The organism is Streptomyces sp. TLI_053 (assembly GCF_900105395.1).
Lineage (GTDB): Bacteria > Actinomycetota > Actinomycetes > Streptomycetales > Streptomycetaceae > Kitasatospora.
The window spans coordinates 7,057,304-7,076,947 of record NZ_LT629775.1 but is presented as its reverse complement, the minus strand read 5'-3'; the positions used below and the strand labels follow the sequence as shown (position 1 = coordinate 7,076,947).

At 73.9% G+C, this 19,644-nt stretch carries 20 protein-coding genes; 9 read left to right on the top strand and 11 right to left on the bottom strand.

What is annotated here, in order from left to right; all coding sequences use genetic code 11:
- The first annotated feature begins 79 nt into the window (after positions 1-79).
- Together BLU95_RS29555 and BLU95_RS29550 are read left to right on the top strand one after the other, a co-directional pair.
- Positions 80-943 (top strand): MurR/RpiR family transcriptional regulator, encoded by an 864-nt coding sequence (locus tag BLU95_RS29555; protein ID WP_093862662.1) that lies wholly within the window; start codon positions 80-82, stop codon positions 941-943.
- An 85-nt stretch (positions 944-1,028) separates the two neighbouring features.
- Positions 1,029-2,057, top strand: a complete 1,029-nt coding sequence (locus tag BLU95_RS29550; protein ID WP_093862661.1) for a LacI family DNA-binding transcriptional regulator — start codon at positions 1,029-1,031, stop codon at positions 2,055-2,057.
- Positions 2,058-2,147: 90 nt separating this feature from the next.
- Here the strand turns inward: BLU95_RS29550 and BLU95_RS29545 are convergent, their stop codons facing one another.
- The 5 genes from BLU95_RS29545 to BLU95_RS29525 all read right to left on the bottom strand — a co-directional run bounded on the left by BLU95_RS29545 (position 2,148) and on the right by BLU95_RS29525 (position 7,856).
- Complete coding sequence (locus BLU95_RS29545; RefSeq protein WP_093862660.1) at positions 2,148-3,548, bottom strand: FAD-dependent oxidoreductase; 1,401 nt, start codon at positions 3,546-3,548, stop codon at positions 2,148-2,150.
- A 118-nt stretch (positions 3,549-3,666) separates the two neighbouring features.
- Positions 3,667-4,719 (bottom strand): ABC transporter permease, encoded by a 1,053-nt coding sequence (locus BLU95_RS29540; RefSeq protein ID WP_107452610.1) that lies wholly within the window; start codon positions 4,717-4,719, stop codon positions 3,667-3,669.
- Positions 4,716-5,690, bottom strand: a complete 975-nt coding sequence (locus BLU95_RS29535; RefSeq protein ID WP_093862658.1) for an ABC transporter ATP-binding protein — start codon at positions 5,688-5,690, stop codon at positions 4,716-4,718. The genes BLU95_RS29540 and BLU95_RS29535 overlap by 4 nt, the downstream gene beginning before the upstream one ends.
- A 21-nt stretch (positions 5,691-5,711) precedes the next feature.
- Positions 5,712-6,188, bottom strand: coding sequence for a GntR family transcriptional regulator (locus tag BLU95_RS29530; RefSeq protein WP_093862657.1), 477 nt, complete (start codon positions 6,186-6,188; stop codon positions 5,712-5,714).
- A gap of 96 nt (positions 6,189-6,284) precedes the next feature.
- Positions 6,285-7,856, bottom strand: coding sequence for a DUF2079 domain-containing protein (locus BLU95_RS29525; protein ID WP_231977852.1), 1,572 nt, complete (start codon positions 7,854-7,856; stop codon positions 6,285-6,287).
- Between the two features lie 185 nt (positions 7,857-8,041).
- Here BLU95_RS29525 and BLU95_RS29520 point away from each other — a divergent pair, with 185 nt between their 5' ends.
- Positions 8,042-9,118 (top strand): fatty acid desaturase family protein, encoded by a 1,077-nt coding sequence (locus BLU95_RS29520; RefSeq protein WP_093862655.1) that lies wholly within the window; start codon positions 8,042-8,044, stop codon positions 9,116-9,118.
- Positions 9,119-9,241: 123 nt separating this feature from the next.
- On the opposite strand, the gene BLU95_RS29515 is transcribed toward BLU95_RS29520, so the two are convergent.
- On the bottom strand, positions 9,242-9,754 hold the full coding sequence (locus tag BLU95_RS29515) for a GNAT family N-acetyltransferase (protein WP_093862654.1): 513 nt from the start codon (positions 9,752-9,754) through the stop codon (positions 9,242-9,244).
- A 123-nt stretch (positions 9,755-9,877) separates the two neighbouring features.
- Here BLU95_RS29515 and BLU95_RS42520 point away from each other — a divergent pair, with 123 nt between their 5' ends.
- Positions 9,878-10,024, top strand: a complete 147-nt coding sequence (locus BLU95_RS42520) for a hypothetical protein (protein WP_159425038.1) — start codon at positions 9,878-9,880, stop codon at positions 10,022-10,024.
- 173 nt (positions 10,025-10,197) lie between these two features.
- Positions 10,198-11,577: an erythromycin esterase family protein gene (locus BLU95_RS29510; protein WP_093862653.1), complete on the top strand. Its 1,380-nt coding sequence runs from the start codon at positions 10,198-10,200 to the stop codon at positions 11,575-11,577.
- A gap of 66 nt (positions 11,578-11,643) precedes the next feature.
- Here BLU95_RS29510 and BLU95_RS29505 read toward each other — a convergent pair whose 3' ends face one another.
- Both BLU95_RS29505 and BLU95_RS29500 read right to left on the bottom strand, forming a co-directional pair.
- Complete coding sequence (locus BLU95_RS29505; protein WP_353653591.1) at positions 11,644-13,356, bottom strand: FAD-binding dehydrogenase; 1,713 nt, start codon at positions 13,354-13,356, stop codon at positions 11,644-11,646.
- A gap of 54 nt (positions 13,357-13,410) precedes the next feature.
- Entirely contained in the window at positions 13,411-14,064 is a 654-nt protein-coding gene (locus tag BLU95_RS29500; RefSeq protein WP_093862651.1) for a TetR/AcrR family transcriptional regulator, read from the bottom strand.
- Positions 14,065-14,293: 229 nt separating this feature from the next.
- Between BLU95_RS29500 and BLU95_RS29495 the strand changes: the two genes are divergently transcribed.
- Both BLU95_RS29495 and BLU95_RS29490 read left to right on the top strand, forming a co-directional pair.
- The gene (locus tag BLU95_RS29495) at positions 14,294-14,668 is read left to right on the top strand and encodes a YciI family protein (RefSeq protein ID WP_093862650.1); all 375 of its coding nucleotides are present in this window, start codon (positions 14,294-14,296) and stop codon (positions 14,666-14,668) included.
- A gap of 204 nt (positions 14,669-14,872) precedes the next feature.
- A complete protein-coding gene (locus BLU95_RS29490; protein WP_231978873.1) occupies positions 14,873-16,114 on the top strand; it encodes an RNA polymerase sigma factor in 1,242 nt (413 codons plus the stop codon).
- A 155-nt stretch (positions 16,115-16,269) separates the two neighbouring features.
- On the opposite strand, the gene BLU95_RS29485 is transcribed toward BLU95_RS29490, so the two are convergent.
- Positions 16,270-16,785, bottom strand: a complete 516-nt coding sequence (locus BLU95_RS29485) for a MarR family winged helix-turn-helix transcriptional regulator (protein WP_093862649.1) — start codon at positions 16,783-16,785, stop codon at positions 16,270-16,272.
- A gap of 151 nt (positions 16,786-16,936) precedes the next feature.
- On the opposite strand from BLU95_RS29485, the gene BLU95_RS29480 reads away from it, so the two are divergent.
- On the top strand, positions 16,937-17,719 hold the full coding sequence (locus tag BLU95_RS29480) for a dioxygenase family protein (RefSeq protein WP_093862648.1): 783 nt from the start codon (positions 16,937-16,939) through the stop codon (positions 17,717-17,719).
- 137 nt (positions 17,720-17,856) lie between these two features.
- The gene (locus BLU95_RS29475; protein ID WP_231977848.1) at positions 17,857-18,447 is read left to right on the top strand and encodes a maleylpyruvate isomerase N-terminal domain-containing protein; all 591 of its coding nucleotides are present in this window, start codon (positions 17,857-17,859) and stop codon (positions 18,445-18,447) included.
- A 15-nt stretch (positions 18,448-18,462) separates the two neighbouring features.
- Here the strand turns inward: BLU95_RS29475 and BLU95_RS29470 are convergent, their stop codons facing one another.
- Positions 18,463-18,843 carry a VOC family protein gene (locus BLU95_RS29470; RefSeq protein WP_093862647.1) on the bottom strand — a complete coding sequence of 127 codons (381 nt, stop codon included), beginning with the start codon at positions 18,841-18,843 and terminating at the stop codon, positions 18,463-18,465.
- Positions 18,844-18,951: 108 nt separating this feature from the next.
- The gene (locus BLU95_RS29465; RefSeq protein ID WP_093862646.1) at positions 18,952-19,446 is read right to left on the bottom strand and encodes a group II truncated hemoglobin; all 495 of its coding nucleotides are present in this window, start codon (positions 19,444-19,446) and stop codon (positions 18,952-18,954) included.
- Between the last annotated feature and the right edge of the window lie 198 nt (positions 19,447-19,644).

Here is a 19,644-nt window from a genome sequence, read left to right as displayed (position 1 = left end):
AGCGGAACAGCACAACGACGGATCGGCGGGCCGGTGGAGCACCGACCCCCGGAATCCCGTTCCACGTTACACTGGATCCATGGAAGAGCATTCCGAATTTTCTCCGCTGGAGTCCCAGCTGGCCGCCCACGTCCGGGCCCGGCTCGGCGAGCTGCGCGGCAGCGAGGAGCGGGTCGCCCGGGTGGTCCTCGCCCGGGGCGCCGATCTGGTCGGCCTCAGCGTGAGCGATGTCGCCGAACTCGCCGGGACGGCGCCGTCCTCGGTGGTCCGCGCCTGCCAGCGGCTCGGATTCCGCGGCTACCAGGAGCTGAAGATCGCGGCCGTCCGCCAGGCCCCGGCCCCGGCCCCGGACGCGTCCGACACCCGGGACCCGGCCGCCCGCGCCCTCTCCGACACCGTCCGCGCCGCCCGGGAGGCGCTCGACGGGATCACCACCACGCTCGCCGTCGACGGACTGCGAGCGGCGGCCGGGGCGCTGGACGCCGCCGACCACGTCCTCCTCCTCGGCGAGGGGCTCTCCGGCGCGGTCGTGCTGGACGCCGCCTACCGGCTGCGCGCCCTGGGCCTGCGCACCGACGCCCCCGCCGACCCGAGCACGGCGCAACTGGCCGCCGCACAGCTGACGTCCGCCTCCGCCTGCCTGGCGGTCAGCCACACCGGGGCGACCCGCACCGTGGTCGACGCCGCCCGCCACGCCCGCGACAACGGCGCCGCGGTGGTGGCCGTCACCAGCTACGCCCGCTCCCCGCTCGGCGAGGCCGCCACCCACACCCTGGTCGCCGGCGGCCAGGACCTGGTCTTCGGACTGGAGACCACCGCCAGCCGGATCGCCCATCTGACGGTGGTGGACGCGCTGACGCTCACCCTGCTCGCCCTGCGCGGCGAACCGGCCGAGCGGGCCCTGCGCCGCTCCGCGGACGTCACCGCCGACCAGATGTACTGACGGTGCCCCGCACGGTGTTCGACGCGGCGTCCGGCCGGTGGAACGACGGCCGGGCCCGTCGGTACCGGTGTGTAGGCTCGCGGGCATGGCAAGGGTGACGCGGGACGACGTGGCGAGGACGGCGGGGACGTCGACGGCGGTCGTGAGTTATGTGATCAACAACGGACCCCGGCCGGTGGCAGCCGCGACCCGGGCCCGGGTGCTCGCCGCCGTCGAGGAGCTGGGGTACCGGCCGAACCGCGTCGCGCAGGCCATGGCGCGGCGGCGGACCGACCTGATCGGCATGGTCGTCCCGGACGCCCGGCAGCCCTTCTTCGCCGAACTCGCGCACACCGTGGAGCGGGCCGCCGCCGAGCGCGGAAAGCTGGTGCTGATCGGCAACTCCGACTACGCCGACGAGCGCGAGGCCCACTACATCCGCGCCTTCCTGGGCATGCAGGTGGACGGCCTGATCCTGGTCACCCAGGACCCGTCCGCCCCCGGCGTCGCCCGGGCGGACGCCCCGGACGGAACGCCGGTCGTGCTGCTGCACCACCGCGCCGAGACCGAGCACGGGATCGCGGTCGTCGCGGACGACGAGGGCGGGGCGCGGGAGGTCGTCGGCCATCTGCTCGGACACGGCCACGCCACCGTGCACTGCTTCGGCGGCACCTTCGCGCTCAGCCCGAGCGACCCGGTCACCGTCCGCACCGCCGGCTGGGCCGCCGCGCTCACCGAGGCCGGACTCGCCACCGAGGGGCGACTGGTCGTCGCGCCCTTCGACCGCGTCCGCGCGCACCGGGAGGCGCTCGTCCTGCTGGCGCGCGCCGACCGGCCGACGGCCGTGTTCTGCGCGACCGACGACCAGGCGATCGGCCTGTTGCGGGCCGCCGACGACCTCGGCCTGCGGGTCCCGGAGGACCTCGCGGTGGCCGGATTCGACGACATCGCGGAGGCCGTGATCGCCGGCCCGCCGCTGACCAGCGTGGCCACCGCGCAGGAGGAGATGGCGCGCGCCGCCGTCGACCTGGTGCTCGGTGTGCGCGCCGACGGGGAGCCGACGCCCACCGCCGGGGCCCGGATGTTCCCGGCCCGGATGGTGGTCCGGCGGTCCTGCGGCTGCACCGGGCCCTGAGCCGGGGCGCGGGCAGGACCACGGGCAGGAAGCACGAGCCCGGGCGAGACCGCCCGGGCACCCGGCCCCGCCCGGCTCCGGCCCCGGGCTCTACGCCTCGGCCGGAGCACCACCCGGAGCGGCGTCACCACCCGGAGCACCGTCATCGTCCGGAGCACCGGGCGGCCCGGCCATGAGGTGCAGGTTCTCGTGGCCGTCCGGGGCAAGCACCCGGTCGTGATTGAACGCGGAGATGCCGGCCCAGAACGCGCCCCGTTCGAACATCGCCTTCTCGTAGCCCTCGACGGCGGCTTCGAGGTCCGCTGCGGTCGAGGGCTCCCAGCGGGCCGGCGGCGCCAGCACGGGGGCCACCGCCAGCGCGAGTTCGGCGGCGTCCCACATCGCGAGGTTGACGCCCTGCCCGGCGAACGGGGACATCAGGTGCGCCGCGTCCCCGACCAGGGTGACGCCCGGCCGGCGCGACCAGCGCAGGCCGACCGGCAGCATCTCCAGCGGCTGGGTCCGCACGCTGTCGTCGCAGGCGGCCAGGGCGTCCCGGAACTCCGGCGCCCAGTCGGCGAAGTGGCGGGAGACGGCGGCCCGGGTGCCCGCCGGGTCGTGGGCGGAGAGGCCGGCCACCCGCAGCCAGTCCTCGGGGCTGCGGAAGAAGGCGTAGACGCGGATCCGGCCGTCACCGTTGCGCTGGAGGACCAGGCCCTTGTTGTCGTGGAAGGCGAACAGGGTGCCGTTGCCCACCGCGGCGGCGGCCCCGGGTGCGGTCCGGTCCGCGTCGGGGATGCCCAGCTCCACCAGGCTGACGCCGGTGTAGTGCGGCTCCACCGGGGTGAGTTGCGGGCGGACCCGGGAGTGCGCGCCCTCGGCGCCGATCAACAGGTCGCAGAGCTCGACGGCGCCGTTGTCGAAATGCAGGCGGTGCCGGCCGTCGCCGAGCGGCTCGGCCCGGTCGAGACGGTGACCCCAGCGGACGGTGCCGGGAGCGAGCGAGTCCAGCAGCAGTCCGCGCAGATCGCCCCGGTCTATCTCGGGGCTCGCCCCCGCGTCGGCCCCGCCGGGCGCACCGGACCCGTCCACGGCGCCGGGAGGGCCCGACGCGCCGGCGGCGTCGGGAGCGGGCCCGGCGCCGAACCCGCTCGGGGCGGCACCGTGCTTGTCGACGATGCGGAACTCCGCTCCCTCGGGCCTGGCCTTCGCCCAGAACTCCTCGGTCAGGCGCGCCTCCTGGACGGCGCGCCGGCCGGTGTCGCCGTGCAGGTCGAGCGTCCCGCCCTGGCCGCGGACGTCCCGGTCGGGCTCGCGCTCGTAGACGGTGGCGGTGATGCCGTGGACCTGGAGGATCCGGGCGAGGGTGAGGCCGGCGGGGCCGCCGCCGATGACGGCGATCCGCACGGTCGCACCAGCCGCACCAGCCGCACCGGCCGTTCCGGTCGCCTCGTCCGCACTGGTTGCACCGGCCGCTTCGTCCGCACCGGTGCCTGCTGTCGTTCCGCTCATGCTGCGCAGTTCTCCTTCTGGGACGGGGGAGACCGCAAGCGGCCGTGACGCCGTCCCAGTCTGCTGGGCCGGGCGCGCGGGCAGAAGACCGTAATCGGACGGCGCCGGACCGGACCGTTCAGACCCCGGCGCGGGTGAGCCGGCGGAGCACGACGGTCACCACCAGGGCGGTGAGCACCAGCAGCAGACCGGCTTCGACCAACTGGATCGGCACGAAGTGGGAGACCGGGTGGTACTGGCCCCAGGAGGTCGGTGCCTCCTGGCAGACCTCGGCGGACTCGTAGCACTTCTCGTTCATCAGCCGGGTGCCGTCCGCCAGCACCACGCCGCGCTCCACCAGCCAGGAGCCGCCGGGCTGGACGAAGCCGCCCAACGTGTTGTTGTAGGGCTGCTCCTCCTCGACCAGCGGCCAGAAGAACGGCCGCCAGGCGACCGTCACGGCCTGCGCGAGTGCCACCACCACCCCACTGACCAGCACCGCGGCGACGGTGCGCCGCAGCAGTTGCCCCACCAGCACACCGAGGACCAGGCCGAACACCGACCAGGCGACCGGGGCGACCCCCAGCACCGGGTAGGTGAAGCCCTGGAAGGGAGGGTCGAAGGCCACCGGGCCGTGGTAGATGTCCGACCACCACACCCAGCTGGTCAGCGCGGCCAGCACGGCGGTCGCCACCAGGACGGTCGCACCGGGGACGGCGAGCCGGGTCAGCAGCCAGCGGCGCGGGCTGACCGACTGCGTCAGGGCCAGCCGGACGGTGCCGCGTTCGTACTCCTGGGCGAGCAGCGGCCCGCCCAGGAACATGCCGACCAGAACGGGTACGGCGGTGACGGCGGGCTGGAGGACGTCGGTGAACATCCGGGTCAGCAGCTCGACCCGGCCGAACTGGATCCGGCACTCGATCCGGTCCCAGGAGGACGGGGTGACGCAGGAGGTCTGCTGCATGACCCCGATCCGGTCCTGGATCAGGACGTGCATGGCGATCAGGACGGCGGAGACGAGGACGAGCAGGATCGCCACCGACCGGATCGCGGCCCGGTTCTGGTGCAGGACCAGCCACAGCACCCCGCTCGGTCCGCGCCTGCGGGCCGGGGCGGAGCCGCCGTTCGCGGCCGACGGGGCGGCGGCCGGGCGGGGAGGTGTCGCGTGCCCGGACAAAGTGCTGGTGCTCATGCGGCGGCCTCGCGATCGGCGTCGGCGGCGGGCGGGGGCAGTGGGGTGCGGAGGTAGGCCAGCAGCAGCTCCTCCAGACTCGGCCGGACCGACTCCCACGGTCCGTCGACCGGCTCGCCGCTGTGCAGCAGGGCGGTGACCTGGCGGCCCCGGACCCGGCGCTCCACGGTGGTCCCGGCGGGCAGTTCCGCACCTTCGGCGATGCCGGTGAGCAGCCGGTGGCTGTCGAGGATCTCCTCCGGGTCGCCGGACAGCCGGATCCGCCCCGCCTGCACCAGCAGCAAGTGGTCCATGACGCCGTCGAGTTCGGGCAGGATGTGCGAGGAGACCAGGATCGTGGTGCCGCGTTCGGCGGCCTCGGCCATCAGGACGCCCATCAGCTCGTGGCGGGCGAGCGGGTCGAGGTCGGACATCGGCTCGTCGAGCAGGAGCAGGTCGGCGCGCTTGCCGAGCGCGAGCGCGAGCGCGACCCTGGTCCGCTGACCCCCGGAGAGCGAGCCGACGCGGGCGTCGAGCCTCAACTCCCCCATCCCGATGACCCGCTGGGCCACCTCCTCGTCCCAGCCCGGGTTGAGCTCGCGCCCCATGCGCAGCGTCCCGGCCACCGTGAAGGAGGGGTAGAGCGGCTTCTCCTGGGTGACGCAGGCAACCCTGGCCCGGGTCTCCCGGGTGCTCGACGCCTCGCCGAACACCCGCAACTCGCCCTCGGTGGGCTCGATCAGGCGCGCGGCCAGGGTGAGCAGGGTGCTCTTGCCCGCGCCGTTGGCGCCGACCACACCGCAGATCCGGCCGGCCGGGACGGTGAACCCGCAGTCCCGCAGCGCCCACCGGTCGCCCCGGTAGCGTTTGCCGAGTCCCACGGCCTCGATGGCCGGTGTGCCCTCGGACGGCGCTCCGCCGGACGGCGTTCCGCCCGGCCGCCCGTCCCCTGGCCCGGATATCGCCTGCGTCGCCGCTGTCGCGTCTGTCATGCGGCCCCCACCCTCTCTGTTCTACGCGGTCGGATCCGCCGGCCCGGTGCTTTCGGCACTGCCGGAACTCCCCTTGCCGCCACTGCCCCCGGCGATGCCGCTCCCGCCGGTGACGCCGGTCTCGAAGCGCTGGTCCAGTACCGACGCCATCAGCGCGGAGATGTCCTCGCGGTCGAGTCCGGCCGTGCGGGCCTCGTCGACCCACCCCACCAGCCCCGCGCGCAGCGGTCCGTCGGCGGCCGCCTCCGGCCGGGCGAGCGAACGCCGGACGAAGGTGCCGAGACCCGGCCTGGGCTCGACCAGCCCCTCGCGTTCGAGTTCGCGATAGGCCTTCAGCACGGTGTTCGGGTTGATCGCGGTCTGTTCGACCACCTCCCGCGCGGTCGGCAGCTTGTCCCCGGGCTGCAGCACACCGAGTCGCAGCGCCTGCTTGGTCTGCTGCACGATCTGCTGGTAGGTGGACACTCCGCTGCGCCGCTCGATGCGGTACTCGATCACACCCGCATCACCCTTTCACTAGTTTATTGGTGGAATGGTGGCGGACCACTGCGCCGCGGTCAAGTCCGACCCCGCCCGGGGAACGGTCGAAAGGCCCTACGGGCGGCCGAGCAGCCGCAGGTCACCGTCGTCCACGACCCGGCGGTAGCCGAGCCGCTCGTAGCGGTCGAGCATCCGGAGGGTGTCGGCGATCGCGCAGGGCGCCTGCACACTCGGGTCGGCCAGGTCGACGACCACCCAGTCCGGGCCGCCCCGTACTGCACCGGCCGGCACCGCACCGACGGGCGGAGAACCGACCGCCGGAGACCCGTTCGACGGGGACCCGGCCGCCGGAGACCCGTTCGACGGGGACCCGGCCACCGGAGACTCGACCGGCGGCGAAGGCTCGCGGCAGGCCAGGCCGACCGTGGTCCGCCCGGCCAGTTGCGCGGCGAGGCGGTTGGAGGCGGCGACGGTCGCACCGTCGGGAATCCGGGCGAGCATCGCCCGGGCCCGCTCCAGTCGGGGCGAAGTCCCCCAGGCCCCGGGGGCGACGAGTTCGTGCAGCGGGTAGACCGGCAGCGTCACCAGGGCCACCAGTCCGGCCACCGCAAGGGCGCGGCGGGCCCGGCGGACGGCCACCAGGGCCGGTCCCGGTCCGGCCGCCCGGCTCCTCACGAGTACCCGACCCGGCCCGTCGAAGGCTCCGGTCCGCCGCACGGCGTCCACCAGGGCCGCCAGCAGCAGCGGCATCAGCACCGCACTGTAGTGGTAACTCACACCCCAGTAGTGCGAGTTGTCCGTAGCCAGCCGCCAGCCGAGGGTGGGCACGCAGAGCAGGACCAGCGGCGACCGCAGCCCCAGGAAGCCGGCCGTGGCCGCGGCCAGTGCAAGCAGCAGCCATTTCAGCGGCGGCCAGACCAGCCGGCCCGCGAGCTCCCACGGCGCGCCCGCCGCCTCCCGCGTGCCCATCTGCCCCCAGTAGTCGAAGCCGCCGTCCGGGTTGAACGAGGGCAGCACGACCAGCACGGTCAGCGCGGTCGCCGCGAGCCCGAAGAGCGCCGCCCCGAAGCCCAGCGCCCTGGTCCCACTGCCCTTCCCCGCCCGGACGAAGACCAGTGCGCCCACCACCGCCGCGGTGAGCCCGAGATCCTCCTTGACCAGGACCAGTGGCAGGGCCCACAGCACCCCGGCGACCGGGCGGCCCCGGCCGAGCGCGGTGGCGGCGAAGGCGAGCAGCGGCACCGCGAACGCGATCTCGTGGAAGTCGTCGGCCGCCGCCTCGACGATCCCCCAGGAAACCCCGGTCAGGCCGCCGACCAGGACGGCCAGCCTCGGGCCCCCCACCTCGAAGGCCCACCTGGCGAGCGGCACGACGGCCAGCGCCATCAGCACCGCCTGCGCCAGCAGCAGCGTGACCGCGCCCGGGAACAGCCGGTACAGCGGGGCGAGGGTGGCGAGCAGCGGGTGGAAGTGGTCGCCGAGCAGCTGGTAGCCGGGGCCCTTGAGCAGTACCACCGGCGCCTCGCCGTGGGCGTAGGCACGCACCGCCTGCTCGAAGATGCCCAGGTCGTAGGCCTGGGTCAGCATCCGCCGGTGCCGGTTGACGGCGACGCAGGCGTAGAGCGCGGCGAACAGCCCGGCCAGCCCCCAGGACAGCGGCCGGGGCCGCCGGAGGGCATGGAGCATCCGCATGAGTAAACCACCCTTTCACTACTCAATTAGTGAAAGGGTGGTGGAACCCGATGGCGACCGTCAACCCCGACCACCACCGGGCGGGGGCATTCCCACCCCCGAACCGGGGGTCAACCCCCCTGTCGAGAAGGGGGCTTGTCCGGTTCTCCGTACCCGGGCCGGCCACCAGACTTCCTGCCATGAGCCCAGAGCCCACGACGCTTGCCCCACCCGCACCGGTCGCCACGGCCACCACCGCCACTCCGGCCGGACGGGAGCGGGAGGGCAGCGACTTCGCCCAGCTGGCCCGCCGGATCACCGAGGAGGGCCTGCTCGACCGGCGCCCCGGCTACTACACCGCGCGCATCGGCCTCACCCTCGCGGCATTCGCGGCCGGCTGGTACGCCCTCTTCGCCCTGGGCGACACCTGGCTGCAACTCGCCCTGGCCGCCGGCCTGTCCGTGGTCTTCACGCAACTCGGCCTGATAGCACATGATCTGGCGCACCGTCAGGTCTTCGGTGGACGGCGGGCGAGCGAGACCGGCGGGAGGATCGTCGCCAACCTGCTGATGGGTATGAGCTACGGCTGGTGGATGAGCAAGCACACCCGCCACCACGCCAACCCCAACCACGAGGGCCGGGATCCGGACGTCTCCCCCGACATCGTGGTGTGGTCCCAGCAGCAGGCCAGGGAGTCACGCGGGGTCGCCCGGTTCATCGGCCGCCGACTGGCCTACCTCTTCCTCCCGCTGCTGTGCCTGGAGGGCCTCAACCTCAGCTGGAACAGCTTCCGCGCACTGCGCAGCCCCGACATGAAGCGCCCCCGGCTGGAGGGCTCCCTCCTGGTCCTCCACTTCGCGGCCTACCTCGGGGCCGTCCTCGTCGCCCTCCCGGCCGGAAAGGCGATCGCCTTCCTGGTGGTCCACCAGGCGCTGCTGGGCATCCTCCTGGGCTGCGTCTTCGCGCCCAACCACAAGGGCATACTGATGGTGACCCCGGAGATGCGGCTGGACTTCCTCCGCCGCCAGGTGCTGACCTCGCGCAACGTCCGCGGCAACCCGGTGCTCGACACCCTGATGGGCGGCCTCAACTACCAGATCGAGCACCACCTCTTCCCCAGCATGCCGACCCCCGCACTCCCCCGGGCGGCCCGGATCACCCGGCAGTTCTGCGCCGAGAAGGGCATCCCGTACTACGAGACCGGGCTGCTCCGCTCCTACCGGGAGATCTTCGCCCACCTCCACCGCACCGGCGAGCCGCTGCGCGCGGACCACTGACCCGGCCGGACCGCTCACCCGGTCGGAAAGCGGCCCCGGCGGACCACTCACCCAGTCGGAAAGCGGCCCCGGCGGACCACTCACCCGCCGGACCACGGCCCCACCGGAGCGCGAAGCCTCGGTTCAGACCAGTTCGGCGGCCAGCAGGTCCATCAGCAGGTTGTCGTGCCAGGTGCCGTCCGAGCCGCGCTCGTACTGCCGCATCACCCCCACGGGGCGGAAGCCGACCTTCTCGTAACAGCGGATCGCCGCCGTGTTGTCCGCCGCCGGGTCGATGATCAGCCGGTGGTAGTGGTGCTCGTCGACGAGGTGGCGGGCCAGCGTGCGAACGGCGTCGGTGCCGTGGCCGCGCCCGTGGTGGGCCGGGTCGAGATAGATGTCCATCCCGGCGTGGCGGTACTCGTCGTCGTTCTCGGCGTACCACTGGACCGCGCCGACGACCCGGCCCCCGACCTCGATCACGAAGGTCTCGGTGCCGGGCTCGGCGAGGTCCGTGGTGACGGCGTCGGTGAGGTCGTCACCACCGCGCCAGCGGGCGTAGACCTCGGGGGTGCGGCGGATGGCGACCAGGGCCGGGATGTCCTCGGCGGAGGCCGGACGGAGTGTGACGTGCGCGCCGTGCAGATTCGTCCCCATAACAGCGGATGCTCCCACGGAACGCCGCATTCGGCGAGCCGATATCGCTCTGCACGCACACCGTCCCACCAGCCATGATTCGCCCCCGCGACACGTCCGCCGATCGTCCTCCAGGACGACCCGGTGGCGGCGTTCGACCTGGCCCGCGCGCTCGGGGTGGGGCGGGCCGAGGCCGGACCGCCGGCGGCCGAGCCTCGCCCGGAGAAGGACGCGGACGTGCGGCCCGGCCGCCCGTGGACGGCGCCGTCGGCCACCGCGCGCGCCCCGTAACGGACGGAGGGGCCGCCACCGGTCGGGGGTCCGCCACCGAATCCGACCGGGGGGCTCCCCCCAGCAAGGACGGCGGTCCTCCCCAGCGCGCGGCGGGCTCCTCCGCGGCGAAGATCAACTCATCGAACGCCGAGGTCCTCGGCGTTCCGTCGAGTTGAGAAGTGATCACAACGATGGCAGGCGACAAGCGGATCGGGCGGCGCGGACTGCTGGCGGCGACGGCGGTACTGGCCGCCGCGGCGGTACTGGTCCCGGTGGCGGCGGTGGCCGCGCCGATGGCCCCCACCTCGGCCGGGGCCGCGGCCGCGGCCCCGGCGGCGGCGGAGCGCTCCGCCGTGGTGCGCGCGCTGGAGGGCGTCGCCCAGCCGCTGCGGACGACCGAACCGGGCGGCCGCACCGCCGACCTGCGGGCGCTGGGCGCGATGATCGGCGATGCCCGGGTGGTCGGCCTCGGCGAGGCCACCCACGGTTCGCACGAGCTCTTCGCGATGAAGCAGCGGCTGTTCCGCTACCTGGTCGAGGAGAAGGGCTTCACCGCCTTCGCCCTGGAGACCAGTTGGAGCAGTGGCCTGCAGATCGACGAGTACGTCCAGGGCGGTCCGGGCGACGCGCGGCAGTTGGTGAAGGACGCCCTGGGCGGCAGCCCGTGGGACCGGGAGGAGTTCGCCGACCTGATCGCCTGGATGCGTTCCCACAACCGGAGCCACCCGGAGAACCCGGTCCACTTCGTGGGCGACGACATCGGTGCCCCGAGGCTCGGCGACCGGATCTTCGAACGGGTCGTCTCCTACCTGCGGGAGACCCGGCCGGAGGCGCTCCCGCGGCTCGACGGGTTCTACGCCGGGCTGCGACCGTTCGACGACGCCATGGCGTACCTGAAGAAGCCGCTCGCCGAGCGCCGGGAGAACGCCGCCAGGGCGCAGCAGGCCCTCGACCTGGTCACCGCGAGCGGCGCCGGCGACGACGCCCACGCGTGGGCCGTGCAGCACGCCAGGAACATCGCCGACACCTTCGCCTTCGTCGCCCTGGACCTCGCCGACCCGGCCTCCGTATCGGCCGCCGAGCAGTTGCGCGACCGGGTGATGGCGGACAACACCGCCTGGTGGGAGCGCCGCACCGGCGGCAAGGTGCTGCTGTCGGCGCACAACGGGCACACCGGCTACCTGGCCACCGACACCTTCCTCTGTCCCGAGCCGCAGGGGTCCCACCTCCGGGAGGTCTACGGCCGCGACTACGTGGCCGTCGGCTTCACCTTCGACAGCGGATCCTTCCTCACCAACGACGGGATCCTGACCGACGCCTGGAAGGCCGTCACCGTTCCCCCGGCCACGCCGGAGATGAACGAGCACACCCTCGACCGGGTCCGGTTCCGGGACTACTACGTCGATCTGCGCACCGTGCCCCGGGCGGCCCGCGACTGGCTGGACGTCACCCGCCCCACCTACGAGGCCGGATCGGTCTACCGCACCGACCCCCGGCCGGAGTTGGCGATCGGCCGGGCCTACGACGTCCTGATCCACCTGAACCGGGTGACGCAGGCCCGGATGTTCTGACCGCCCGGGGCGCCGGCGTCGGCCCGACGGCCGGGGGGACCGACCGTCGGGCCGACGCCGGCACCCTCAGGACACCGCCTCCGCCGCCGCCCGGCCCGCCGCGCGGCCGGAGAACAGGCAGCCGCCGAGGAAAGTCCCCTCCAGGGCGTTGTAGCCGTGCACGCCCCCGCCGCCGAAGCCGGCGACCTCCCCCGCCGCGTACAGGCCGTCGAGCGGACGCCCGTCGAGCCCGAGCGCCCGGGAGTCGAGGTCGGTCTGGATGCCGCCGAGGGACTTCCGGGTCAGGACGTGCAGCTTGACCCCGATCAGCGGGCCCGCCGCCGGGTCGAGGACGCGGTGCGGGGCGGCGGTGCGGCTGAGCCGGTCGCCCAGGTAGCGGCGGGAGTTGCGGATGCCCTGGATCTGCGCGTCCTTGCTGAAGGGGTTGGCGATCTGGAGGTCCCGGGCCTCGATCTGGGCCCGCAGCACGACCGGGTCGAGCAGCGGCTCCTCGGTCAGGCCGTTCATCTTCGCCACCAGTTCCTCCAGGGTGGCGGCGACCACGAAGTCCGCGCCGTTCCGCTTGAACGCCTCCACCGGCCGGGGGGCGCCGCTGCCGAGGAGGCGCTCGCGCAGCACGGCCTTGCGGTCACCGCTGGTGAGGTCGGGGTTCTGCTCCGAACCCGACAGCGCGAACTCCTTCTCGATCATCCGCTGGGTGAGGACGAACCACGAGTGGTCGTACTGGGCGATGTCCTCGGTGGTGCGGAGGTGCCTGAGGGTGCCCAGGGTGTCGTAGCCGGGCAGGCAGGGCTCCGGCAGACGCCGTCCGAGGGCGTCGAACCACAGCGGCGACGGGCCGGGGAGGATGCGGATCGCGTGTCCGGGCCAGACCGGGTCCCAGTTCCGGATCCCCTCGGTGTAGTGCCACATGCGGTCGCGGTTGACCAGCCGCACCCCCGCGGCCGCGCTGATGTCGAGCATCCGCCCGTCCACGTGGGCGGGGACACCCGTGATCATGTTCTTCGGGGGTGTGCCCATGCGCTCCGGCCAGTGGCGGCGCACGAGTTCGTGGTCGCCGCCGATGCCGCCGGTGGTGACGATCACGGCCTGGGCGGTGAGCTCGAACTCCCCGGCCGGCTCCCGGTTGGAGGCGGCGCCGCGCGGGGCGGGGTCCGGCGCCAGCAGGGTGCCCCGCACGCCCGTCACCGCCCCGTCCCGGACCACCAACTCGTCGACCCGGTGCCGGTGGTGGAAGGTGAGCAGGCCCGCAGCGGCGGCCTGCCGGGCGTCCTGCACGAACGGGCCCACCACCCCGGTGCCGGTGCCCCAGGGGACGTGGAAGCGGGGCACGGAGTTGCCGTGGCCGTCCGCGCGCAGGTCGCCGCGCTCGGCCCAGCCCACCAGCGGTGTCAGCTTGATCCCGCGCTCGGTGATCCAGGCGCGCTTCTCGCCGGCGGCGAAGTCCACGTAGGCGCGGGCCCAGCGCACCGCCCAGGAGTCCTCGTCCTCGAGGCGGTCGAAGCGGGCGCTGCCGCTCCAGTCGTTCCACGCCAGCTCGACGGAGTCCTTGACGCCGAGCCGCCGCTGTTCGGGGGAGTCCACCAGGAAGAGCCCGCCGAAGGACCAGTGGGCCTGGCCGCCGAGGTTGGCGGCGCTCTCCTGGTCCAGCAGCGCGACCCGTCGGCCCCGAGCGGTGAGCTCGCGCGCCGCGACGAGGCCGGCGAGTCCGGCTCCGACCACGATGACATCGGCGTCCATGACAGCACTCCATCCTTCGGGCGACCGGCCGGGCCTGATGGTCCGGCCGGGGACACAGGGAAGACAAGGGCGAGCGGGGGCCGGGGACGCCCGTCAGCCGGGTCCGTCGGCGGACAGCAGGGCGAGCAGCAGCTGCCGGAGCCAGGCCCGGGCGTGCTCGACGTCGCGGTCCAGCAGGAGCTGGGTGGTGACACCGTCGTAGGCGGCGATCACCGCGTGGGCCGCGCCCTCGGCGCCCCCCAGCACCTCGGGCAGCGGGCGCTCGGCGGCCACCTCGGCCAGCCGTTCGGCGATCAACTCCCGCAACCGCCGGCGGTGCTCCAGCAGCGTCCGCGCGGTACGGGGGTCCCTGGCGGCCGCGACGAGGAAGTCCGTCTTGATCAGCAGCCAGTCGCGCTCCAGCAGCAGCACCCCGGTCACCCGCTCGACCAGCGAGGCCACGTCGGTGTCCCCCGCCCGCGCCGCGAGCGCCCCGGTGACCTGGGCGGCGATCAGCTCGGCCCGCTCCTCGTACAGGACGAAGAACAGCTCCTCCAGGGTGTCGAAGTTCGAGTAGAACGCCCCCCGGCTGTACCCCGCGGCCTCGCAGACCTCCTCGATGGACACCCGGCCGAACCCCTTGGCCGCGAACACGCCGAACGCGGCCTCCAGCAGCCGTGCCCTCGTCCGCGCCCTGCGCGCCGTCACCCGGACGCCGCCGGGCCCCGGTGCCGTCTCCGTTCCGGCCACAGCCCCACCTCGATACATCGGCGTATCGGATACATCGGTGTATCCGCCGTCACCGTAGCGGAGACCCGGCCGGGTCCGACACCCCCGCGCGGCGTCTCTCCCGGCTGCGGCGCCGGGCGCTCCGGTGGCCGGGTCCGGAATCCGTCGGAAGAATTTCCCGACCGGCTGTCGAAACGGACGCCCTCCGTTCGACGCAGGGGTGAGCGGCGGGGAGAAGCCCCGCCCGCACCGACGAGGAGTGAGTACCGTGCCGCGCTTCATGAGCCTGATCCGCATCGACGAGCAGCAGTCCCAGAACTTCGACATGGACCCCGCGTTCGAGGAGCGCATGGGAGCACTCTTCGCGGAGATCACCAAGGCCGGGGTGATGCTGGACACCGCCGGACTGCTGCCCACCAAGGAGGGCACCCGGCTGCTCTGGGAGGGGGGCAAGGTGACCGCCACCGACGGACCGTTCACCGAGACCAAGGAGGTCGTGGGCGGCTACGCGATCCTCCAGTGCAAGGACATGGCCGAGGCCGTCGAGTGGACCCGGCGCTTCCTGGAGGTCCACCCCGGGAGCTGGACGGTCGGCGCCGAGCTGCGGCAGATCGACGAGGCCGCCACCCCGCCGGAGGCGTGACGGGTCGGGCGGGGCCGGGCGGGGCCGGGCGGGCGGATGCGGACCGGGCGGGCGGTTTGCCCGCCCGGTCGGCGGCTGCTCTGATGGGTGATCGTGACGGAGCGCGACGCGGGTGCGACGGAAGCCGCCGGGACGGACACGGCCGGGGCGGACACGGCCGGGACCGACACGGCCAGGACCGACACGGCCAGGACGGTCGAAGCGGTGTTCAGGATCGAGTCCGCCCGGATCATCGCGGGGGTCACCCGGATCGTGCGCGATGTCGGCATCGCCGAGGAGCTGGCACAGGACGCGCTGGTCGCCGCCCTGGAGCAGTGGCCCGGCTCGGGCGTTCCGGACCGTCCGGGCGCCTGGCTCATGGCCACCGCCAAGCACCGCGCGGTCGACCTGGTCCGCCGCCGGGAGACGTACGCCCGCAAGCTCGCCGAGGTCGGGCGGGCGCTGGAGGACGTCCCGCCGCCGGAGCCGGCCGGGCCGGACGACATCGACGACGACCTGCTGCGGCTGATCTTCACCGTCTGCCATCCGGTGCTGTCCGCCGAGGCCCGGATCGCGCTGACGCTGCGGCTGCTCGGTGGGCTCACCACGGCGGAGATCGCCCGGGCCGTGCTCTCCTCGGAGCCGACGGTCGCGCAGCGGATCGTCCGCGCGAAACGGACGCTGGCGCAGGCCCGGATACCGTTCGAGGTCCCGTACGGGGCGGAGCGGGCGGCCCGGCTCTCCTCCGTCCTGGAGGTCATCTATCTGATCTTCAACGAGGGGTACTCGGCCACCGCCGGGGACGACCTGCTGCGGCCGGGGCTCTGCGAGGACGCGCTGCGCCTCGCCCGGGTGCTGGCCGCGCTGATGCCCGGGGAGCCCGAGGCGCACGGGCTGACGGCACTGCTGGAACTCCAGGCCTCCCGGACGGCGGCCCGCACCGGCCCGGACGGCCGGCCCGTGCTGCTCGCCGACCAGAACCGGGCCCGCTGGGACCGGCTGCTGATCCGGCGCGGGCTCACCGCCCTGTTGCGGGCGGGCACCGGTCCGTACTCGGTCCAGGCGGCGATCGCGGCCTGCCACGCGCGTGCGGTGCGCTACGAGGACACCGACTGGCGGACCATCGCCGCCCTCTACGAGCGGCTGATGGCGCTGACGCCGTCCCCGGTGGTCGAGCTCAACCGGGCCGTGGCGCTGTCGATGGCCGAGGGCCCGGCGGTCGCGCTCGACGTGGTGGACGCACTCGCCGAGGAACCGGCGCTGCGCGGGTACCACCTGCTGCCCAGCGTCCGGGGGGATCTGCTGGCCCGGCTGGGGCGGGGCGCGGAGGCGCGGGCGGAGTTCGAACGGGCGGCGGGGCTCACCCGCAACGAGCGCGAGCGGGAGCTGCTGCTCGCCCGCGCGACGGAGGCGGCCCCGGCCGGGGACCGAGGACCGGACGGCGGTCGAGGGCCGGACGACGAGTGAGGGCCGGACGACGAGTGAGCCCCGGACGGCGGTCGAGCACCGGACGGGCGCGGGCAGGGGCGGAAGCCGGGTACCGAGGACGACGGGGGTGTCCTCGGGACCCGGCGGCTCGAAGGGCGGACCGCTCGCGGACGGTCCGGAGGGTGTCGCCCGACTCAGAGGGCGTCGTCGAGGCGGAGGCGGGCGCTGACCTGGCCGAGGCCGTCGGCGAGCACGGCGAGCTGCTCCCGGCTGAGCACGTCGATCAGCAGTTCGCGGACCAGCGCGACATGGCCGGGCGCGGCCTCCCGCAACATCTCCCGGCCCTGGTCGGTGAGTTCGGCGAAGACGCCGCGCACATCGCTCGGGCAGGAGCGCCGGCCGACCAGCCCCGCCTTCTCCAGCTGGGTGACCTGGTAGGTCAGGCCGCTCTTGGAGGTGACGAGCTTGTCCGCCAGTTCGGTCATGCGCAGCGAGCCGGCCGGGGCGGCGGAGAGATGGACGAGGATCTCGTACTGGGTGTGGGAGAGACCGGAATCCTCCTTGAGCTGGCGTTCCAGGCGGCGGTTGAGGAGGTTGCTCGCGGTGACGAAGCTCCGCCAGGCAGCCATCTCCTCCTCGTCGAGCCACCGGGGCTCGTACGGGGAGGCGGCGGAGGGGGGCGCCGAAGGTGCGGACGAGGTGGAGGGCATGAGGTGATCGTACTCCTATTGTTCAAATTCGAACGAAGGTGTACGGTCGAATCCTGGGAGAGTTCAAATTTGAACTACTTTCCCGGACCGCCCTTCCACGGACCACCCCGAGCACCCCGAGCACCCCGAGGGCCGGAGGAGAAGAACCGCCATGAGTACCGCCGCAACCGGCCGCATGCCCGCCCTCTACCTGTCGCACGGCGCACCGCCGCTCGCCGACGACCCGGTCTGGCCCGGTCAGCTGGCCGCCTGGTCCGCCGACCTGCCCCGGCCCAGGGCGATCCTGATGGTGTCCGCGCACTGGGAGGAGGCCCCGCTCGCACTCGGCGCCGTCACCACCGTTCCCCTCGTGTACGACTTCTGGGGCTTCCCCGAGCACTACTACCGCGTCCGGTACGCCGCCCCCGGCGCACCGGAGCTCGCCGAGCGCGTGCGCAAGCTGCTGCGCGCCCCCGGCACACCCGTGCAGGACATCCCCGACCGGGGCCTCGACCACGGCGCCTACGTCCCGCTGGTGGAGATGTTCCCGGAGGCGGACATCCCCGTCCTCCAGGTCTCCATGCCGACCCTCGACCCGCAGCGACTGCTGGAGATCGGGCGCCGGCTCGCCCCGCTGCGCGACGAGGGCGTGCTGATCGTCGGCAGCGGCTTCTTCACCCACAACCTGCGGGCGCTCAGCAACGACGGCCGGATCACCTCGGTGATGGCCGAGTTCGACGACTGGGGCCGGCGGGCGCTCGAGGCCCAGGACCTCGACGCGCTGCTCGACTTCGAGGAGAAGGCGCCGGCCGGCCGGCTCGCCCACCCCCGGACGGAGCACTTCGCCCCGCTGTTCGTCACCCTCGGTGCCGCCGAGGCCGAACTGGGCCGCCAGCGCACCGTGATCGACGGCTTCTGGATGGGCCTGGCGAAGCGTTCGATCCAGATCGGCTGACGCCCGGCGTGGCCCGAGCGCCCGGAGCGGGCGCCCGGGCGGTCCGGGCGGCCAGGTGGTCCGGGCGGCCAGGTGGTCCCGGCGGTCCGGGCAGCTCCGGCGCACGTCCGCCGGAGCGGGCATGAGACGGTGTGGCGATGACCGACCACCGGATGAACGGCGCCGACGTCCGGGCCGCGCTCGGCGAGGCGACGGCCGTACTGGGACCCGCCGCCGAAGCGGGCGGCCCGGACTGGGACGCGCCCGCCGGGCCCCTGGAGTGGAGCTGCCGGGACACCGCCGCCCACATCGCCCACGACCTGCTCGCCTACGCCGGACAGCTCGCCGCCCGGCCCACCGACCGCTATCTGCCGCTCGACCTCACCGTGCACCCGGACGCCGGACCGGCCGAGGTGCTCACGGTGGTCACGGCCGCCGCGCACCTGCTGGCCACCGCCCTCGACGCGGCACCGCCGGAGCTGCGGGCCTGGCACTACGGGCCGTGCGACCCGACCGGGTTCGCCGCGATGGGCGTCGCCGAGACCCTGCTGCACACCCACGACATCACCCTCGGGCTGGGCCTGGGCTGGCGGCCCCCGGAGCGGCTCGCGGAGGCGGTGCTCGCCCGGCTCTTCCCCGACGCGCCCGCCGGGCAGCCGGCGGACGTGCTGCTCTGGTGCACCGGCCGAGGCGAACTCGACGGCCGCCCGCGCCGGACCTCGTGGACCTGGCGGGCGGCCGTCGACTAGGGGTTGTGCGGCCGCTCAGGCGGTGGCGGCCCGCTCGGCGGCGCTGCGCACCACGCAGAACTCGTTGCCTTCGATGTCGGTGAGGGTCACCCAGCCCGCGCCGTCGGGCCGGCGGTGGTCCTCGAACTGCTTCGCGCCGAGGGCGATCAGGCGCTCGACCTCCTCGTCCCGGGTGCGGTCCTTGGGCGTCAGGTCGAGGTGGAGCCGGTTCTTGACCTCCTTGCCCTCCTCGACCCGGATGAAGAGCAGCGAGACGCCCTCCGAGTTGACCTCGATCTCCGGGTCGCCGGGGACGTCGCCCTCGCCCAGGGCGCCGTCCACCACCTCCGCCCAGAACAGGGCGAGGGCGTGGGGGTCTGCGCAGTCGAACGTGACGTGTTGCACGAGAGAAGCCATGCGCCCACTGTGGCCCGTCAGGCCTCGCTCGTCCAAACGGATTCCGCGGCCGCCGGAGGTGCCCGGCGGCCGTTCCGAGGGGCGTTCCGGGGCCTGCCCCCGGTGGCCCTACTTGAGGCCCTCCCAGCCCCAGCGCGGGGTGGGGCCCGGGTCCCCGAGGTCGGTGCCGGCCGGCGAGGCCGAGACGTCCTTGGCGATCCGGGTCCCCCAGTCGAAGTACTCCAGGACACGCCGGCGCAGCAGTTCACCCTCGGGGAGTTCCTTGTGCACGGCCTCCGCCATCAGCTCCATCCACCGGATGCGCTGCTCCTCGGTGATGGCGAGCCCGAGGTGGGCGCGGAGCAGGGACTGGTGGCCGCCGAGGTCCGTGGTGAAGCGCTCCGGACCGCCGAAGATCTCGGCCAGCCAGACAGCGACGTGCTCGATGTGAGTGGGCGTGAAGTCGGCGAAGACCGGCGCGAGCAGCGGGTCGGCGAGCACGCCCCGGTAGAAGGCCTCGCTCAGTCTCCGGAGGGCGTCGAGACCCCCGATCGCCTCGTAGAGGCCGTCGGAGCCGGTGGAGCTGTGGGAGCTGTGGGAGCTGTCGGAAAGGTGGTCGGTCATCGGTGTCTCTCCCCGTGCGGATGTCCTTGAGGTCCTTGCGGTCCTGCCGCCCTTCCTAACAGCGGAACGGGGGCCGCGCCTCCCCCGCGACCTCTGTTCGCCGCCTGTTCGCCGCCGGCTCAGCAAGAGGAAGCCCCGGCTCCGGCTCGCGCCCACCACCCGGCCCCCGCCGTTCACGGAACGGCGCTTGACCTTGCC

Bases quoted from the DNA above. Each gene is read 5' to 3' on its own strand.
- BLU95_RS29555 (WP_093862662.1), top strand. From the start codon at position 80: ATGGAAGAGCATTCCGAATTTTCTCCGCTGGAGTCCCAGCTGGCCGCC.
- BLU95_RS29550 (WP_093862661.1), top strand. From the start codon at position 1,029: ATGGCAAGGGTGACGCGGGACGACGTGGCGAGGACGGCGGGGACGTCG.
- BLU95_RS29545 (WP_093862660.1), bottom strand. From the start codon at position 3,548: ATGAGCGGAACGACAGCAGGCACCGGTGCGGACGAAGCGGCCGGTGCA.
- BLU95_RS29540 (WP_107452610.1), bottom strand. From the start codon at position 4,719: ATGAGCACCAGCACTTTGTCCGGGCACGCGACACCTCCCCGCCCGGCC.
- BLU95_RS29535 (WP_093862658.1), bottom strand. From the start codon at position 5,690: ATGACAGACGCGACAGCGGCGACGCAGGCGATATCCGGGCCAGGGGAC.
- BLU95_RS29525 (WP_231977852.1), bottom strand. From the start codon at position 7,856: ATGCTCCATGCCCTCCGGCGGCCCCGGCCGCTGTCCTGGGGGCTGGCC.
- BLU95_RS29520 (WP_093862655.1), top strand. From the start codon at position 8,042: ATGAGCCCAGAGCCCACGACGCTTGCCCCACCCGCACCGGTCGCCACG.
- BLU95_RS29515 (WP_093862654.1), bottom strand. From the start codon at position 9,754: ATGGGGACGAATCTGCACGGCGCGCACGTCACACTCCGTCCGGCCTCC.
- BLU95_RS29510 (WP_093862653.1), top strand. From the start codon at position 10,198: ATGGCAGGCGACAAGCGGATCGGGCGGCGCGGACTGCTGGCGGCGACG.
- BLU95_RS29500 (WP_093862651.1), bottom strand. From the start codon at position 14,064: ATGTATCGAGGTGGGGCTGTGGCCGGAACGGAGACGGCACCGGGGCCC.
- BLU95_RS29485 (WP_093862649.1), bottom strand. From the start codon at position 16,785: ATGCCCTCCACCTCGTCCGCACCTTCGGCGCCCCCCTCCGCCGCCTCC.
- BLU95_RS29480 (WP_093862648.1), top strand. From the start codon at position 16,937: ATGAGTACCGCCGCAACCGGCCGCATGCCCGCCCTCTACCTGTCGCAC.
- BLU95_RS29475 (WP_231977848.1), top strand. From the start codon at position 17,857: ATGACCGACCACCGGATGAACGGCGCCGACGTCCGGGCCGCGCTCGGC.
- BLU95_RS29470 (WP_093862647.1), bottom strand. From the start codon at position 18,843: ATGGCTTCTCTCGTGCAACACGTCACGTTCGACTGCGCAGACCCCCAC.
- BLU95_RS29465 (WP_093862646.1), bottom strand. From the start codon at position 19,446: ATGACCGACCACCTTTCCGACAGCTCCCACAGCTCCCACAGCTCCACC.